The sequence below is a fragment of the Thermobacillus sp. genome (assembly GCF_003390775.1).
In the GTDB taxonomy this organism is placed as follows: Bacteria; Bacillota; Bacilli; order Paenibacillales; family Paenibacillaceae; genus Thermobacillus; species Thermobacillus xylanilyticus.
Window position 1 is genome coordinate 81,238 of the sequence record NZ_QEWA01000036.1, and the last position, 16,858, is coordinate 98,095.

Below are 16,858 nucleotides of genomic sequence, written 5' to 3' on the forward strand. Positions count from 1 at the left end.
ATATGATCTACAGAACGTTCATTCCCCGCGAACCGCTCGCGCGGTTCGTGGATTTCCTCTGGTTCTTCTCGGGAATCAACCCTCCGGGAGCGAAGGAGCGCAATCTCCCGGAGGGTGTGATCCAACTGGTCGTGAACTTGCGCGACGACCGGATCCGATGCGGGATCGGCGGCTTGACGCGGGCCGGTTCGGCCACGCCGTCGTCATCGGTCCCCGCTCGGATTGCTTCATCATGGACAACGCGGGCGAGCGGACGATGATCGGCGCGCAGTTCAAGCCGGCCGCCGCCGCCGCGTTCCTTGGCGTTCCCGCATGCGAAGCGGCCGGCCTGATCCTCGATTTGACCGATCTGCACGGTCCCGGCGCGGCCGATCTGCGGGACGAGCTGCTGTACGCCTCGTCGCTCCCCGAACGTTTTCTTATCCTCGAAACCTGGCTGCTCGCCCGCATTCACTCCGACCTGACGCCGGACGCCGCCGTGGCGCACGCCTTGGCGGAATTCCGCCGTGCTCCGGCCGGCCTGTCGGTCGGCGGTACGATCGAGCGGCTGAACGTCAGCCCGAAGCGGTTCATCGAACAGTTCAAGCGCGAAGTCGGCATGACGCCCAAGCGCTTCTGCCGGCTGATGCGCTTCCAGAAGGCCCTGCGTCTGATCCGGCAGCCGGAGAACATCCATTGGGCGGATATCGCCTATGCGTGCGGCTATTACGATCAGGCGCATTTCATCAAAGAGTTCCACGCTTTCTCGGGCCTGACGCCGACCGAATACCGCCTCACCGCGAGCATGCACCCCTGCCACCTGCCGATGTTTTGACTACCCGGGACAAAAATTTACAATACAGCCGGCGCCCCCGCGCGATACGATCATATCGCAAACACCGGAAATCCGTATGATCAGGAGTGGATGCCATGCTCCATGCCGCCATCGCCTCCCGCAGAATGCGGAATCTGCTCATCAGCGGCCTGAAAACGGAGACGCCCGCCGAAGTTGTGCGGCGGCTCGGCGCCTTGCAGGCGCAGGACTACGCGCAGGCGGCGTGGGCGATCGGCCTGCGCACGGAAAGCGCGACCCTCGCCGATGTCGAGCGGGCCATCGCCGACCGGCGCATCGTGCTCACCTGGGCATTGCGCGGCACGCTGCATGCGGTGCCCGCGGAAGACGCGCGCTGGATGGTCCGGCTGTCCGCTCCCCGCGTGCTCGCCCGCGACAAGCGCAGACAACAGCAGCTCGAGATTGATGACCGGCTGATCGCGCAATGCGGGCGGCTGATCGAGGGCGCGCTGAGGGAGCGGAAGCGGATGACCCGCGCCGAGCTGATGGAGATGCTCGAGCAGGCGGGGATCCGCACGAAGCCGCAGCGCGGTTACCACATCCTGTGGGTGTTGGCCCAGACCGGGCTGATCTGCCTGGGGCCGCTGGAAGGCAAACAGCAGACGTTCGTGCCGCTGGAGGACTGGGCGCCGAACCCGCGCGACCTGTCCGGGGAAGAAGCGCTGCGGGAGCTTGCGGTCCGGTATTTCACGGGTCACGGTCCGGCGACTTTGCACGATTTCGGCTGGTGGGCGGGGCTGACGATCACGGAGGCGAAAAAAGCGGTCGCGGCGGCGGACGGCGTGCTTTTTTCCGAAACGATCGGCGGTACGGCTTACTGGTCGGGCGGCGAAAAGCGCGGGGATGGCCCGGAGATGCCCGGGATCGCGCTGCTGGCGGGGTACGACGAATATTTGCTCGGCTACAAGGACAGGAGCGCGATGCTCAAGCCGGAGCATGCCCCGAAGGTCGTCCCCGGCGGCAACGGCGTGTACGCTCCGATGCTGGTGGTCGGCGGCGAAATCGCGGGCATCTGGCGGAGGTCGATCGGGAAGCAAGGCGTGGAGCTGGCCGTCCATCCGTTCGAGAATTCGGGCGTCACCGAAGAACGCGTCGCCGGAGCGGCCCGGCGTTACGGCGAATTTCTCGGACTCCCTGGCAGGATCCGCGGCACAGACCGATTCTGGCCAAAACGGCCGAACTGCTGGACAGCGGCTGCCTCGTGGCCGCCATATGCGGCGCGACCGCCGCGCTCGCCGAAGCGGGCCTGTTGGACAACCGCCCGCACACCAGCAACAGCCTCGAGTTTCTGACGTTTTTCTGCCCGAACTACCGGGGCGCTTCGTTCTACAGGGACGAACCGGTCGTGGTCGACGGCCGGTTGATCACGACCGGTTCGGCGGGCGCGCTGCTGCTGGCGCGCGAGGTGATGCGTCGGCTGGACGTCATGTCCGGAGAAGCGCTGGAAGCCTGGTACCATTACTACAGCACGGGCGAGGCCGCTTATTTTTACGCGCTGATGGGGGCGGTGTCCGACCGCTGACGTTACCGCCCGGGTTTGCCGAGGACGGTCAGACGGCCGGCGTCCGACACGAGCAGCCGGATGCCGTCTTCCCGCTTGACGAAGGCGCAGGAGAAGCCGCTCGGATAGCCATCCAGCGTGTAGCGGTTGCCGCCGGCGTGGACGAGGGCGGCGTCCCGGACGAAGGAGCCGGCCCGCATCCGGATGCGCAGCGCGCCGTCCTCCCGGCGGATCGCCGCCGGCATGCCGGGGCCTCCGCCTTGGACCGGCGCATATTCGCCTTCCAGAGCGGCGAACTCGAGATCGGGTTCGCCGCTCAGCTTTGCCTCGGCGAGTAGCTCCAGCCCGGCGCGGGCCGCCGGGTCGGGCGCGCTTTCCGCCAGCGTCCGCGCCGCCAGCGACCAGGCTGCAGCGAGCGCTTCTTCGGCGGGGACTTCGACGTCGGGCCGCACCCCGGTCCCTTCCCAGTTCGTGCCGGTGACGGCGTTGATCAGATAGCCGGTCGGGATATTCGCGACGAAGCCGTGGCCGAGCGGGACGGGCCCGATGTTCGACGTGTGCGAGCCGCCGCCGGTCGTCTCGCCGACGATCGTCGCCCGCTTGAACGCCTGCAGATCGTAGCTGAGCTGTTCGGCCGCGGAGAAGGTTGCCGGCGAAGTGAGCACGTAGACCGGCTTCCGGCTGCCGTAGGCGAGATCGCCGACATCGGCGGTGCGCAGCCGCTCGGGCCGGTCGCCGTTGCGCCAGTGCACCGTGTTCGTCGTATAGGGCGAGCCTTCGCTCAAATACCCTTCGATCAGGCCGACGACGGCCGGCGATCCGCCGGTGTTCCCGCGCAGGTCGAGGATGAGCGCGTCGGTCCCGTTCAGCAGGGCGAACGCCGCCGCGATCGCCCGCATGGCCGATTCGGACGGCGGCATCGCGTTCACCGCCATGTAGCCGATGTTGCCGTCGAGGATGCGCACGTCGGGCAGCGCCGCCGCGTCCGGCCCGGCCGCCCGGGGCGCCGGAGCGAGCGGAGCCTTCGGCGCCGGACCGATCGGCTTGGCGGGACCATCCGGCTCGGGCGCGGTCAGGCCCGGCGCCATCGGTCCCGCATCGCGCGGAAGCGGGACGGCCGGCCCTGGAACCGCGGCCCTCGGCACGGGACTGCCCGGCGCAGGTCCGCCCGGCTCCGCCGCCCTCGGCGCGGGACCGTCCGGCGCAGCCCCCGGCGCGGGCGGCATCGGCTCATACCGGACGCCGAGATGCCCGTCGCGGGATATCTCCCGCAGATCGGCCTGCAGGGCGTCGGCGAATTCGACCGGCGAGCGGATGCCGTCATACGCGCCTTCTTGCAGCTTGTTCCGGATCGCCTCGGCCATCTCACGGCCGATCTCTTCGTAGACATAATGCTCCGTCAGCGCTTGCGCCAACGCCTCCGCCACCTGCCTGCGCACGGCGGCGTCGAGCTGCACGGCCGGACTCGCCGGACCGGGCCCCGCGCCGGTCGCAAGGGGCTCTCCCGCGGCCTGCCCGCCTCGCGCGGCCCCGGACTCGCATCCGGCGATCGCTGCGGCAATGAGCAGGATGCCGGCGATTTTCCGCATCCGTCGGTGTTTCAACACAAGCTTCATCGTTCATGGCCTCCTGAATCGCAGATTTCGGAGACCATTATGGGAGCGGCAAATAAAAATCAGATTATAAACCTACTTGAACCGCCCGATCCGCTTTCCCGCGGGCGCGGCCGGCAGGCGGACCGTCATCGTCGTGCCGCGCCCGGGCTGACTTGCCGCCGTGATCGCGCCGCCGTGCTTCTCCGCGATCCAGCGGGCGATGGAGAGGCCAAGGCCCGTGCCGCCGTCGCCGCGGCTTCTCGACCGGTCCCCGCGATAGAACCGCTCGAAAATGTGCGGCAAGTCCTCCCCGGCAATGCCTTCGCCCGTATCTTCCACCATCATGACCGCCTGCTGGCCGCGTCTTGTCAGCGTGACCCGGATCGCGCCGCCGGCGGGCGTGTGCTTCAAACTGTTGTCGAGCAGGATGACGAGCAGCTGCTGCAGCTTGTCGCGGTCTCCCGTCAGCTCGACGCCGGAGGCGAGCTCCGCCTCGAGCCGCACCCCGTTCAATTCCGCCAGCGGTTCGAACAGCCGCATCACATGGCGGATCAGCTCGTCAAGCCGCACGTCGCCGAGCAGCAGCTCCTCCCGGCCGGAATCGGACCTGGCGAGCAGCAGCAGCAGGTCCGCCAGCTTGGCCATCCGCTTCGCTTCCGCGAGCACCATCGAGATCTGCTCGCTGTGTTCCAGCGCGGAGCGATCCGGATGCATCAGCATCAGCTCCGCATTCGCCTGGATGATCGACAGCGGCATGCGCAGCTCGTGGGAAGCGTCGGCGGTGAACCGGCGCTGCTGCTCCCAGGAACGGCGAATCGGCCTGAGCGCCTGATTGGCGAGGTACAGGCCGGCCAGAACGGTCAGCGCGCCGCCCAGCCCGAGCCCGATCAGGAACCAGTCGGCGAGCCTGTTCAGCATCGCCTGCTCGGCATCCATATTGACGACGGCCTGAACGTGCATGATCGGGATCGGCGCTGCCGGTGATGAGGACGACGCCGGGTCCGCCGCGCCGGAGCCGCTACCGGACGCCGAACCCGTCCCGCCGGAATCGCTGCCGTAGACAAACGCCGAACCCGTCCCGCCGGATGCGCCGACGTCCGCTTCCGCCCCGCCCGGCGGCCTGTGGCTCCGATGCAGCAGCAACGGGGAGGGCAGCGCCAGGAACAAGGTGCGGTAATAATGGCCGCCGATCTGCACCGTAACCGGCCTTTCCGCCGACCGGTGCGCGCCGAATTGCGCATAGAACGATTCGTACCCCGCATCCGCCAGCGAAGCGGGATACGGCACGCCCTGTCCGTCCCAGAGCAGCACGACGGGGCCGCGCTCCAGGGGCGGACGTGCCGCCGTTCCGGCTTCGCCCGCCGGCGCGCCCAGCTGCTGCTCGTAGCGGCGGCTCGGCTCATCCGCCGGGGCGAACCGCTGCGCCGCGGCCATGAGCCCGGCATCCAGCCGGTCATAAATTTGCGCGCGCAGCAGCGCATAGACGACCGTCCCGATCACCGCCAGCACGACAAGGAACACGGCCGCATTGAGCAGCGTCAGCCGGGCCCGGGTTTTGGCGAACATGGCCTGCTCTCCTTCAGCATGTAGCCGACGTTCCGAACCGTCTGAATGACGTGGTCGTAACCGTGCGGCTTCAGCTTCCTGCGCAGATAGTAGATGTACACATCGACGACGTTGCAGCCGATCTCCGTATCGAGCCCCCACACCCGCGAGAACAGCTGGTCCCGCGTCAAAATTTGCTCCCGGTTCCGCAGCAGAAAAAGCAGCAGCTCGAATTCCTTGTGCGTCAGTTCGAGCGGCTCGCCGTCGACGGCGGCTTCCCGTTTCTTCGTGTTCAGGGTCAGACGGTTGTAGCGCACATCCCCGTTCGGTTCGGCCGCTCCGTGGCGGCGCCTTCCGCGCGCAGCGTTCGGACGATGTCGAGCCCGCTCATGCCGGGCAGCATGATGTCCACGACCAGCAGATCGTAGATGCCTTGCTGCGCCAGATACAATCCGTCGTCGCCCGTCTCCACCCCGTCGGCCTCATAGCCTTCCTCCCGCAAAATGTTCACGATCGTCGCCAGCAGACGGCGGTCGTCTTCCACGGCCAAAACGCGCATGGGGGCAACCCTCCTTTTTCACAGGAATGGCTGCCCCCATTGTACGCCGCGCACATTAAAAACAGATGAGAAAAAGCGGTTCAGCCCGCGGCTTCCCGCACGATGACGCCGTTGCCGTCGGGATCGACGAAGGTGAAATACCGGCTGCCCCAATTGTCCGCAATCCCGGAAACCGGGACGTTCTTGCCGCGCAGGTACGTGTGTATGGCTGAAAGGTCCGGCGCTTCCAGAACGGCGAGCGGCTTTGCGTGGACGGCGGAGCCGCTGTCCGGATCGACAACCGCCGTCGAACCGCTGAGCCGGCCGTCGTCAAACAGCAGATCGGCGCCCGGATCCATCGCGATGAACGGCAGGCCGCCGAACGGATCGTGAAGTTCGTTCCAAGTCCGAATACCACTCCGTCGCCTTCATTTTCGAACGGGCGCGGGAGAGGATGTTGTAGACGTTGCTTTTCTTCATCTCGAGGCGGCCAGCTCTTCGCCGTATTGAATGAACGCGTCTTGGCCGAGGGAGTCACGGATTGTCCGTATAAATAATCTCGCCCACCTCGTTCTGCAGCGAGGAATACCTGGCCGGCGAGTGGCCGATGAAGCGCTTGAATTCCTTGATGAAATGCGCCTGATCGTAGTAATAATCCTGGAACTGCCGGTTCTCCATGAAGCCGCGCTTGTCGCGCATCAAGGCCTGGAAGCAATGCTGGAAACGAACGATGGAAGCGAACGTTTTCGGGCTGAGGCCGAGCCGCTCCGCGTATTTCGCGCGCAGCCACCGGTCGCTTACCCCCAGATCCTGCGACAGATCCGCGATCGGCAGGAGACCGCGCGAGTTCCGGATGGCATGGATGCTGTATTCGAATTTCGCGTCCGGCTCCGTCAGGGAGAGCAGCCTGATCAGATAATCCTGCAGCAAAATCGCTTTCTGCGCCGGGTCGGACGCCAGGACAATCCGCTCTTCGAACATGCGGTAGACCGGTCCGCCGTCGATCTCCTCGAACGGCACGAGGTTGTTGCGCAGCTCATGATGCGAAACGGCGAGAAGCCTGTAGGCGCCGGCGGGATGAAGCTCGAAGCAGATGCAGCCGAACGGCTTGTCCCGGTCGAACTCGGCAACCGCGGCGCAGTCGGACACCCCCAGGATGAACAGCTTGTGCTCCGGAAGCTTGTATGCGCGCTGACACACCAGCCCCGTGAAATCTCCCTTGTAATACAGCATCAGCTTGGCGGAGCCGTTGGGAACCACGACCTGCAGCTCCTCCTCGGACAGGCCTCCGGCGCTTTCGAACACCCAGATGTCTTTCACGCATTTCCGCAATTCCATCCGCGGCGTCAAACGTCTGACGGTCAGCCTGCTCACCGGATCTCGCCTCCATTCGTTCCAGGAAATTCTGCTTATGACGAAATATAGCACGTGTTCCATGGATTGAACAGTATTGGGATGCGCGGGGAAGTGCTGTTCCGATTCTTACAATACACCAGACTCGCTTGACGTTATCTTTGGTTCCAGAAATACTTTCCGCCCGGGAGTTGACTCATGGACAGGACAATCCGTAATGCCGTATCTGACGGAGTCCGTTTGTTTGTCTGGAGTATCGGATTTTTCTACCGGCATCTCAGCCTCGTGCTGCTCTCGCTGATCCCGTCGACGTTCCGCTTCATCCAGATGTGGAACGACCTGAATACGCCGCTGTGGATGGAAATCGCCGTCGAATCGACCCGGGTGGTACTTTTTCTGCTCATCCTCGCGCTCATGCACCGCTCCGGATTTCGGGACGTGTTCGATTCCGCGCTGTGGCAGCGATGGCAGCGCAGCCTGAAGATCGAACTGGAGCGGAACTGGCCCGTGACGTTCCTCGCCCAGATCGCGGTTTTCATCATCGGGTTGTACGTGCTCATGAACACCACGCTCGAATGGCTGCTGAATCCGGCCTTCATGAAGGGCTACATGGTGCTGCTCGGCATGGAGGAGTACGACTACGATCAGGTGTACACCGCCGCGCTGTTCTTCCTGAAGAACATGTCCGTCATTCCGCTGAGCATGGTGTACATTCTGCGGATGCTCGGCGCGGGTGCTGATACGCGGGACAAATAAATGGAGGAGGAGTATTCACGCCGGAACGGAGAACGATGAAAATCAGGGAAGGGCAGCCGGTCGATGCCGGGCTGCTGGCACGGCTGCTCCGCGAAGCGGCTGCCGCATTATGAGCGGTCAGCCGGCTGCCGCCGGACAAGCTTATTTCCGCAGCGCGCCGCGTCTATGCGCGCTTCTCCGGTACTCCTGCGGGGTCATGCCCGTGCAGCGCTTGAAGCAGGCCGAGAAGTACGGGGCATGGCGGAAACCGACCTCGTCCGCGATCCGTTCGACCGGCCATGCGGTTGAGATGAGCAGCCGTTTGGCCTGTTCGATGCGATATTGCTGCAGGTAGCGGGCGGGCGAGACGCCGTAGACTTTTTTCATGCAGCGGACGATGTAGCTGGGGTGATAGTGCAGCCATTCGCCGAGCGTCTCGTTCGTGATCTCTTCCCTGTAGCGCTGCTGCAGGCAGAATGCGGCGCGCTCGGCGACCCGCGCGGCCGGCGTCTCGGCGGACCCGGCCTGTTCACGTTCGAGCAGGGCGAGCAGCTGGAACAGGAGCTGCTGCTTCTCCCAGAAGCTTTCTCCGATCGGCAGTGCCAGCAGCCGCCGGATCTTGTCGAACGCGAGCCGCGGATCGGACAGCGGCGCATGCTTCGGCAGCCGGATCGTCTTCGGCCGGTCGAAGGGCGACGAAGGAGCGGGCGCTTCCGCTTCGGGCAGCGCGGGAACTTCACGCCAGTCCGCATGTTCGAAATGCAGCCAATAGAACATCGTCTCCTCCTCGCACGGCCTTACCGCATAGTGCGCTCCCTTCGGCAGCAGCAGCAGCGTATCCCCTTCGCTCAGGCTCCATTCCCGCCCGTTCTCCCCGATGTGCAGCGTGCCCGATGCGACGACGAGCAGATCGAACAGCCCGAAATCGGCGCGGTTCGGATGCCGGTCTCCGGCCTGGTACACCGCGCAGCCGGACTCCCGATAATAAGGCAGCGGCGGAGTCGCAAGTTCGATGACGGTTGTCTCGCTCATGGATCTCTCCGGATTCAGTCTCATTTTTTATAAGAATAAGCGCGTTCTTATGCTGTTCCTTCTTGACGATACCGCATATACTCGTGGTCGTGAAGAGTCAAAATTTATCATCCCCGAGGTGGAGCCGGTATGAGCAGAGCAGCCATTCGGATTCGCGACGACTTCTGGAGCGCTTATCAGGAGTTGGTGACGGGCACGGTCATTCCCTATCAGTGGGAAGCGCTGAACGACCGGATCGAAGGAGCGGAGCCGAGCCATGCGATCCGCAATTTCCGCATCGCGGCCGGGCTGGAGGAAGGCGAGTTCGGCGGGTTTGTTTTTCAGGACAGCGATCTCTACAAATGGCTGGAGGCGGCGGCGTACGCGCTGCGCCTCAAGCCCGATCCCGAGCTGGAGCGCATCGCGGACGAAGTGATCGGGCTGATCGGGAAAGCCCAGCAGGCAGACGGGTATTTGAACACGTATTTCACGATTCGTGAACCGGACAAGCGTTGGACGAACCTGTATGAAGCGCACGAGCTGTACTGCGCGGGGCATCTGTTCGAGGCCGCGGTCGCCTATTTCGAGACGACGGGCAAGCGGAGGCTGCTCGACATCGCTTGCCGGTTCGCCGATCTGATCGACCGCACGTTCGGGCCCGGCGAAGGGCAGCTTCGGGCGTACTGCGGGCATCCCGAGATCGAGCTGGCGCTCGTGAAGCTGTACGGGGCAACGGGCGAGGAGCGGTATCTGAAACTGAGCAAGTTTTTCGTCGATGAGCGCGGGAAACAGCCGAATTATTTTATCGCGGAATGGAAACGAGGCCGCACGCCGATCTGGAACCCCGGGATGCCGGATCTGGAAGTGTATCAGGCCCATCTGCCCGTGCGCGAGCAGACGGCGGCCGTCGGCCACGCGGTCCGCGCCGTTTACCTGTACAGCGCGATGGCGGATCTGGCCCGGCTGATTGGCGACGTTCGGCTGCGCGAAGCGTGCGAACGGCTCTGGTTCAACACGACGAAGAAGCAGATGTATATCACGGGCGGCATCGGGTCGACGCATCTCGGCGAGGCGTTCACGTTCGACTACGACCTGCCGAACGATCTCGCATATGCGGAGACGTGCGCTTCGATCGGCTTAATCTTCTGGGCGCGGCGGATGCTCCGGCTGGAAGCGCGGAGCGAGTACGCCGATGTGATGGAACGGGCGCTGTACAACAACGTGCTCGGCAGCATGGCCCGGGACGGGAAGCATTTCTTCTACGTCAATCCGCTGGAGGTGTGGCCGGAGGCGAGCATGCGGAATCCGGACCGCCGCCACGTGAAGCCGGTGCGCCAGAAATGGTTCGGCTGCTCGTGCTGTCCGCCGAACGTGGCGCGGCTGCTCTGCTCGCTGGACGATTACATTTACGATATCGACGAGGCGGCCGGCAAGGTGTACGTTCACCTGTACATCGGCAGCGAAGCCGGGTTTGAAATGGCGGGACGTGCCGTGACGCTGCGCCAGCGCTCGGGGCTGCCGTGGGACGGCACGGTGAGGTTCGAATTGTCCGTTCCCGGGGAAGCGGGCGGAGCGCGGTTCGCGCTGGCGCTGCGCGTGCCGAACTGGTTCCAGACGGCTGAGCCGCGGCTTGCGGTGAACGGTGCAGCCTGCCCGTACCGCGTGGAAAATGGCTATGCGGTCGTGGAGAGGGAATGGTCGGACGGCGATCGTGTGGAATGGCTGCTGCCGATGGAGACGGTGCTGATCGGCGCGCGTCCGGAGATTCGCGCGAACGCCGGCAAGGCGGCGATCCAGCGCGGTCCGCTCGTGTATTGCGTCGAGGAGGCGGACAACGGCGCGCCGCTCGCCGCGCTGTCGCTGGCGGACGATCCCGCGCTGAGCGCTGCGTTCGTGCCGGATCTGCTGGGCGGCTGCGTCGTCGTCGAGGGGAGCGGCGAGGTGCCGGCCGATATGGACTGGCCGGAGGATGCGCCGTACCGGCCGCTCCGGAACGCGTCGCGGCCGAAGCGGCTTAAGGCGATCCCGTACTACTTGTGGGGGAACCGGGAGCCCGGCGAGATGAGCGTCTGGCTGCGGTGTTGAGTTGCCGTGCGCGGGCGGGGCGGTTACGGAACGCGGTTCCGTTCCAGCTCCCGCGTCCGCTCCAAGTCGGCGCCGTCGTCCCGCCGACTTTCGTTCCCGCGCTTCCGCGCCCTTTTTCCCGTTGCCCGCCGATCCGCATCCGCACAATTTTCCGCACACTTTAGCGTTTCTTTATTTTTCCCTGATACGCTTCGTTCATGGCACGGAACATCGATGAAACGAGGGATGATGCGCATGAACGAAACGTGCATCCTGCGAACCGACCGCATCAGCAAGCGGTTCAAACATGCGGCGGCCGTCGACGAAGTATCGCTCGCCGTCCGCGAAGGCACCGTGTACGGCCTGCTGGGGCCGAACGGCGCCGGCAAGACGACGCTGCTCAAAATGATCGCCGGGCTGCTGCGCCCGACCGGCGGGGCCATGTGGTTCGACGGCAAGCCGTGGAGCCGAAGCAGCCTCGAACAGATCGGGGCGCTGATCGAATCGCCCGCGCTGTACGGCAACCTGACCGCGCGGGAGAATTTGAACGTCCACACGATGATGCTGGGTTTGCCGGAGCGCCGCATTGATGAAGTGCTGGAGACGGTGGATCTGACGGACACCGGCAAGAAGCGCGCCGCGCATTTCTCGCTCGGCATGAAACAGCGGCTCGGCATCGCGATCGCGCTGCTGAAGCGGCCCCGGCTGCTCATTCTCGACGAGCCGACGAACGGCCTCGACCCGCTCGGCATCCAGGAGCTTCGCGAACTGATCCGTTCGTTCCCCGCGCAGGGCATCACCGTGCTGCTGTCGAGCCATGCGCTGAACGAAGTCGAGCAGATCGTCGACGACATCGGCATCATCAGCGGCGGGAAACTGCGCTATCAGGGACCGTTGGACAAAAACGCCGATCTGGAGGCGCTGTTCATGGAAGTCGTCCGCGCCTCCGACAGGAGGGCGGGCGCAAGATGAAGAACCTGATTACCGCCGAACGGCTGAAATACAAGCGCAGCTTCGCCAAGAAACTTGCGCTGGCCGCACCGCTCTTCTTCGCGCTGTACGGCGCCGTCATCCGCTTCTACCTGCCGGATCAGACCATGCTGCCCTGGCGCGCGCTGCTCGCCATGATCTTCAACTGGTGGCCGGTGCTGTTCGTCCCGATCGGGGTTTCGCTGCTCTGCGTGCTTGCGGAAAACCGGGAGAAGAAAGCGGGGAACTACCGCAGCCTCCGCGCCAACCCGATCAATCCCGGGAAGCTTTGGCTGAGCAAAATTGTTGTGCTAGGCTATTATCAGTTGCTGTCGTCCGTCGTGCTGATCATCGCGGCCGCAGCGGCCGGTCTCCTGACGGCAGGCGGAAGCGTTCCGCTGATGAAGATCGCGGCGGCCAGTCTGCTGATCTGGCTGGTCTCGCTCAGCCTTATTCCGATCCACCTGTTTGCGGCGGCCCGTTTCGGCGCCTTCGGGGGCCTTGCGCTCGGCATCGCGGCGATGCCGGCCGGCGTGCTTGCGGCGGCCAAGCCGTACTGGATCGCCGTGCCGTGGAGCTGGCCGACCCGGCTCATGGCGCCGCTCATCGGCGTGCATCCGAACGGCGTGCCGCTTCAGCCGGGCGATCCGATGCTTGAGCCTTCTACCATCCCGCTCGGCATCGCGGCATCGCTGCTGTTTCTCATCGTATCTTCCGCGCTGACCGCCGGCTGGTTCGCGGGCCGAGAGGTGCGGTGACCATGCCGGAACTGCGCCGAAGGAAACCGTATCGAAGCATGCCGGCCGTGACGATGCTGCGCCTGATGCGGGCGGATTGGATGAAGACGAGGCGGACGCCGCTCCGCTGGGCCGTCATGGCCGCTCCCGCGGCGTACGCGCTGCTCTTCCTCTGGTATATGTCGCAATTGCCGGTCAACGCGGCGCAGCGGATGCCCGGCGTTTTCCTCGAAGTTTGGACCGTGCTGTTCCCGCTGGCCATCGGAGCGCTGGCCGGACTGCTCAGCCTGCAGGAGGAACATGCGGGGCATTACGGCGCACTGCTCGGTTCCACCGCATCCAGACCGGTCGTCTATGCCGCCAGATTGCTGCTGCTTGTGCTCATCAACGCGGGCGGCCTGCTGTGCGCGGCGACGATGCTGCTGCTCGGCATGCGGTTGATCCCCGGGCTTGCCGCGGCGGATGCCGGGCTGTTCCATGGCGGCGTGCTGCTTGCCTTCGCCGGCGCGCTGCCGCAGATCGCGCTGCACCAGTGGCTCGGCCTCGCCCTCGGATGGGGCGCGAGCGTCGGCATCGGAGGAGCCGGGCTGCTGATGGCGGCGATCGTCGGCGCAACCGGCGTCGGGGATCGGATCTGGCCGCTTGTGCCGTGGGCATGGCCGGTCAGATTGGCGCAGTTCCCGGCGGAGCCGGATGCGTTGACCCGCGGACTGCTGCCGGCCCTGCTGCTCTTCGCCGTACTTGCGATGGGCGGCGCAGCGTGGTTCGGCCGATGGGAAGGGCGGCGCGGCGAAGACTGATGATGGGGACGGACGCAAGCTTTTTCGATGTTGAGGGGTGAGGGGATGGCCTGCATTTTGATCATCGACGATGAAGAAGACCTGGTCTCCCTGCTGCGGGAGGAGCTGGAGGCGCGGGGGCACACGGTGCTCACCGCGAGCGACGGCGAGGCAGGGGTGCGGCAGGCCCGGAAGCAGCCGGATCTGATCATTCTCGACATCATGATGCCGAATCTGAACGGTTACGAGGTGTGCCGGGCGATCCGGGACGAGGTGATGTGCCCGATCATTTTCCTGAGCGCCAAGCAGTCGGAGATGGACCGGATCACCGCATTCAACCTCGGCGGCGACGATTACGTACTGAAGCCGTTCGGCCTGCGTGAACTGATGGCGCGCATCGAAGCCAATCTGCGCCGGGAGCGGCGGGCCCAGTATCTGAACGCCGAGCGGAAGCGGTCGAAGCTGTACTTCGGCGATCTGGGGCTGGATCTGAAAGAGCGGACCCTCTCGATCGGCGGCAAGCCCGTCCCGCTGACCCGGCGGGAATACGACCTGGTTGAACTGCTCGCCACGCACAGCGGGCAGGTGTTCTCCCGCGAGCAAATTTACGAGGAAGTGTGGGGCTTCGATGCGGAAGGCGATTCGTCCACCGTCGTCGAACATGTAAAAAAAATCCGCGCCAAGCTCGCAGCCGTCGACCCGGATACGGAGTACATCGCCACGGTGTGGGGGATCGGCTACAAGTGGAACAAACGTTGAATGCCTGCTGAAGGAGCGCGCGCTCGTGAAGGACAAACCGCTCAAATCGCAAATCCGGCTGACCATCGTGCTGATCGTCGTCTCCAGCCTGCTGGCGACGATCGTGACGTATGCGGCGGGGATCTGGCTGTTCAGTTATTTGCTGTACAAAAAGATTAACCCCGCAAATTATTATGAGGCTCAAATACCGGGCATTGAAGCGTACATCCGGGAGCAGGGCGGGGCGCTGATCGATCCGGCCGCCCGGGAACGGCTGGAGCGGGTCATTCCGCGGGACGGCATGGACTATCAGGTGTTCGACGCGGCCGGGAACCGGGTGTACGGCTCGAGCGATGCGGCCTACGTCGCGCAGCCGGAAGACTTGATCCGCCGGCTCAACACGACCTTCCCGGCCAGGGGCAGATTCGTCCGGGCCGTGCCCGTCGTGAGCGGTCAGGACGGGCTGTCCGGCGCCGTGCTGCTTGCCTATGAGCTGAAGGTGTCGCCGGCAAGCGACAGCGGGCGCTACTGGATCGCGGCGCTGCTTATCGTCATGATCGCGACGCCGTTCATCTATTTCGTGCTGGCGATTCTGTTCTTCACGAAACGTTTTGCCGCCCGCGTGAACAAGCCGCTGCAGATGCTGATGGCGGCTGCCCATCAGATCAAGAACAAGAATCTCGACTTCGAGCTCGATTACCGCGCCGACAATGAGCTCGGGCGGCTGAGCGCCGCGTTCTCCGAGATGAAGGACGAACTGAAGCGCTCCCTGTCCGCCCAGTGGCGAATGGAGGAAGAGCGGCGCAGCATGACCGAGGCGCTGGCCCATGATCTGAAGACGCCGCTGTCGCTCATTCTCGGTTATGCGGAAGCGCTGCTGGACGATCCCGAAGCGGCGCGCACGGCGAAACAGGCCCGATACCTGGACATTATCCGGGAGAATGCGGAGAAATGCTCCGCCCTCGTCCGGCGGATGCTGTACATCGCCGAACTGGAAGGCCCCGGCCTGCAAGTCCGGCCGGTCGAGGTCCGGATCGGCCCGTTCCTGAGGCAGAAGCTGTCTCACTATGAATTGGAGGCGCGGCAGCGCCGGATCCGCATCGAGGCGGACATCCGCGGCGATGCCGATACGCCGGTCCGGTTCGATGCGGAAATGGCGGAGCGGATACTGGACAATGTGATTACGAACAGTCTGGAGCATACGCCTCCGGGCGGCCGGATCCGGATCGCCGTCCGTGTCCGCCCCGACCGGGCCGAGTATGAAATCTGCAATACGGGGCCGCCGTTCAGCAAGAAAGATCTGGAGAACCTGTTCCGCAGGTTCTATCGCGGCGCGGAAGCCCGCGGCAGCAAAGGCGGCCATGCCGGGCTGGGGCTCTACATCGTGCGGCAGCTTGCGGCGAAGATGGGCGGGGCGGCCAGGGCGTACAATGCCGAAACCGGCGAAGCGTGCATTGCGTTTCACCACGCCATCGAGACGCCGCAGACATCGTCCGCACGGCGTGAAGAGGCGCGACAGGAGGGATGCGCGGATGAATGATGACGAACTCCAGGCAGCCGTCGCCCGGGCCGTACCCGGAATGGCGGACGAGCGGATCGTGTCCGTCCGGGAGGCGAGGGGCGGCGATATCGGGGAGTCTTACCGCATCGACACGGAGCGGCGGCGGCTCTTCGTGAAGGTGCGCCGGGACATGCCGGCGCTCATGTTTCAGCGGGAAGCGGAAGGGCTGGCGCTGCTCGGGCAAGCGGAAGCGCTGGCCGTTCCGGAGCCGCTCTACGCCGGGGAGATTCCCGGACAGACGGGCACGGGCGGCATGATCGTGCTGGAGTGGATCGAGACCGGACCGGCCCGCCCGGAGACGATCGAAGCGCTCGGCGCCGGTCTCGCCGCGCAGCACCGCAAGACGAGCCCGGACGGGCGGTACGGGCTTCGCACGGACAATTACATCGGGCTGCTGCCGCAGGTGAACACGCCGGACAGTTCCTGGGCGGCCTTCTACCGGGACTCACGCCTGCTGCCGCTGGCGAAGCTGGCGGATGAGTGCGGGATGCTGCCGAAGCACAGAAGGGACAGGTTGTACCGATTGATGGAGCGTCTGGACCGGTGGCTGCCGGATCGGCCCGCCCCGTCGCTGCTGCACGGCGATCTGTGGAGCGGCAACTGGCTGGCCGGCTTGGACGGGCGTCCCTGGCTGATCGATCCGGCGGTCTATTACGGCGACCGGGAGTGCGACCTGGCGTTCTCGGAGCTGTTCGGTGGCTTTCCCGCCCGATTCTACGCGGCCTACCGGGAAGCGTACCCCGTCGCCCCCGAATACGAGGAGCGCAAACCGATCTATCAACTGTACCATCTGCTGGTGCACCTGATCCTGTTCGGCGAAGCGTACGGCGCCGCCGTCGACCGGGTGCTGCGGCGGTATGCCGGCGGCGTGTGAATGCGAGTCGTCAAACGGAGGAACGC

19 protein-coding genes are annotated in these 16,858 nt (G+C 65.0%); 12 read left to right on the top strand and 7 right to left on the bottom strand.

Translation table 11 applies throughout. The features are described from left to right. Nucleotides 1-2: 2 nt before the first annotated feature. The 4 genes from C6W55_RS18100 (at nt 3) to C6W55_RS08960 (ending at nt 2,354) form a co-directional block, all read left to right on the top strand. Nucleotides 3-260: a DUF6597 domain-containing transcriptional factor gene (locus tag C6W55_RS18100; protein ID WP_353682026.1), complete on the top strand. Its 258-nt coding sequence runs from the start codon at nt 3-5 to the stop codon at nt 258-260. Further along, entirely contained in the window at nt 158-814 is a 657-nt protein-coding gene (locus C6W55_RS08950; protein WP_286892391.1) for a helix-turn-helix domain-containing protein, read from the top strand. The genes C6W55_RS18100 and C6W55_RS08950 overlap by 103 nt, the downstream gene beginning before the upstream one ends. A gap of 95 nt (nt 815-909) precedes the next feature. After that, nucleotides 910-2,124: a winged helix DNA-binding domain-containing protein gene (locus C6W55_RS08955; protein WP_286892392.1), complete on the top strand. Its 1,215-nt coding sequence runs from the start codon at nt 910-912 to the stop codon at nt 2,122-2,124. Further along, complete coding sequence (locus C6W55_RS08960; RefSeq protein WP_286892393.1) at nt 2,034-2,354, top strand: DJ-1/PfpI family protein; 321 nt, start codon at nt 2,034-2,036, stop codon at nt 2,352-2,354. Before C6W55_RS08955 ends, C6W55_RS08960 begins: the two co-directional genes overlap by 91 nt. A gap of 2 nt (nt 2,355-2,356) precedes the next feature. Here C6W55_RS08960 and C6W55_RS08965 read toward each other — a convergent pair whose 3' ends face one another. The 6 genes from C6W55_RS08965 to C6W55_RS08985 all read right to left on the bottom strand — a co-directional run bounded on the left by C6W55_RS08965 (nt 2,357) and on the right by C6W55_RS08985 (nt 7,385). Then, entirely contained in the window at nt 2,357-3,949 is a 1,593-nt protein-coding gene (locus C6W55_RS08965) for a S41 family peptidase (protein WP_286892394.1), read from the bottom strand. A gap of 72 nt (nt 3,950-4,021) precedes the next feature. Beyond that, a complete protein-coding gene (locus tag C6W55_RS08970) occupies nt 4,022-5,494 on the bottom strand; it encodes a sensor histidine kinase (RefSeq protein WP_286892395.1) in 1,473 nt (490 codons plus the stop codon). Then, complete coding sequence (locus C6W55_RS18105; protein ID WP_353682027.1) at nt 5,467-5,790, bottom strand: winged helix-turn-helix domain-containing protein; 324 nt, start codon at nt 5,788-5,790, stop codon at nt 5,467-5,469. The genes C6W55_RS08970 and C6W55_RS18105 overlap by 28 nt, the downstream gene beginning before the upstream one ends. Continuing rightward, nucleotides 5,772-6,032 carry a response regulator gene (locus tag C6W55_RS18110; RefSeq protein ID WP_353682028.1) on the bottom strand — a complete coding sequence of 87 codons (261 nt, stop codon included), beginning with the start codon at nt 6,030-6,032 and terminating at the stop codon, nt 5,772-5,774. Before C6W55_RS18110 ends, C6W55_RS18105 begins: the two co-directional genes overlap by 19 nt. An 80-nt stretch (nt 6,033-6,112) precedes the next feature. Beyond that, complete coding sequence (locus C6W55_RS08980) at nt 6,113-6,370, bottom strand: VOC family protein (protein WP_213483517.1); 258 nt, start codon at nt 6,368-6,370, stop codon at nt 6,113-6,115. 175 nt (nt 6,371-6,545) lie between these two features. Beyond that, nucleotides 6,546-7,385, bottom strand: a complete 840-nt coding sequence (locus C6W55_RS08985) for a helix-turn-helix domain-containing protein (RefSeq protein ID WP_286892396.1) — start codon at nt 7,383-7,385, stop codon at nt 6,546-6,548. A 219-nt stretch (nt 7,386-7,604) separates the two neighbouring features. Here C6W55_RS08985 and C6W55_RS08990 point away from each other — a divergent pair, with 219 nt between their 5' ends. Further along, nucleotides 7,605-8,120, top strand: a complete 516-nt coding sequence (locus tag C6W55_RS08990; RefSeq protein WP_286892397.1) for a hypothetical protein — start codon at nt 7,605-7,607, stop codon at nt 8,118-8,120. Between the two features lie 141 nt (nt 8,121-8,261). On the opposite strand, the gene C6W55_RS08995 is transcribed toward C6W55_RS08990, so the two are convergent. Next, nucleotides 8,262-9,131 carry a helix-turn-helix transcriptional regulator gene (locus C6W55_RS08995; RefSeq protein WP_286892398.1) on the bottom strand — a complete coding sequence of 290 codons (870 nt, stop codon included), beginning with the start codon at nt 9,129-9,131 and terminating at the stop codon, nt 8,262-8,264. Between the two features lie 129 nt (nt 9,132-9,260). Here C6W55_RS08995 and C6W55_RS09000 point away from each other — a divergent pair, with 129 nt between their 5' ends. From C6W55_RS09000 to C6W55_RS09030, 7 genes are all read left to right on the top strand, one after another. Further along, nucleotides 9,261-11,195: a glycoside hydrolase family 127 protein gene (locus tag C6W55_RS09000; RefSeq protein WP_286892399.1), complete on the top strand. Its 1,935-nt coding sequence runs from the start codon at nt 9,261-9,263 to the stop codon at nt 11,193-11,195. 234 nt (nt 11,196-11,429) lie between these two features. Next, nucleotides 11,430-12,146, top strand: coding sequence for a lantibiotic protection ABC transporter ATP-binding protein (locus tag C6W55_RS09005; RefSeq protein WP_213483512.1), 717 nt, complete (start codon nt 11,430-11,432; stop codon nt 12,144-12,146). After that, nucleotides 12,143-12,901 (top strand): lantibiotic immunity ABC transporter MutE/EpiE family permease subunit, encoded by a 759-nt coding sequence (locus C6W55_RS09010; protein WP_286892400.1) that lies wholly within the window; start codon nt 12,143-12,145, stop codon nt 12,899-12,901. The genes C6W55_RS09005 and C6W55_RS09010 overlap by 4 nt, the downstream gene beginning before the upstream one ends. A gap of 2 nt (nt 12,902-12,903) precedes the next feature. After that, a complete protein-coding gene (locus tag C6W55_RS09015; protein WP_286892401.1) occupies nt 12,904-13,680 on the top strand; it encodes a lantibiotic immunity ABC transporter MutG family permease subunit in 777 nt (258 codons plus the stop codon). Nucleotides 13,681-13,725: 45 nt separating this feature from the next. After that, entirely contained in the window at nt 13,726-14,418 is a 693-nt protein-coding gene (locus tag C6W55_RS09020; RefSeq protein ID WP_286892402.1) for a response regulator transcription factor, read from the top strand. Nucleotides 14,419-14,443: 25 nt separating this feature from the next. Beyond that, nucleotides 14,444-15,937 (top strand): sensor histidine kinase, encoded by a 1,494-nt coding sequence (locus C6W55_RS09025; protein ID WP_213483508.1) that lies wholly within the window; start codon nt 14,444-14,446, stop codon nt 15,935-15,937. Next, nucleotides 15,930-16,832, top strand: a complete 903-nt coding sequence (locus C6W55_RS09030; RefSeq protein WP_286892403.1) for a fructosamine kinase family protein — start codon at nt 15,930-15,932, stop codon at nt 16,830-16,832. Before C6W55_RS09025 ends, C6W55_RS09030 begins: the two co-directional genes overlap by 8 nt. Nucleotides 16,833-16,858: the final 26 nt, after the last annotated feature.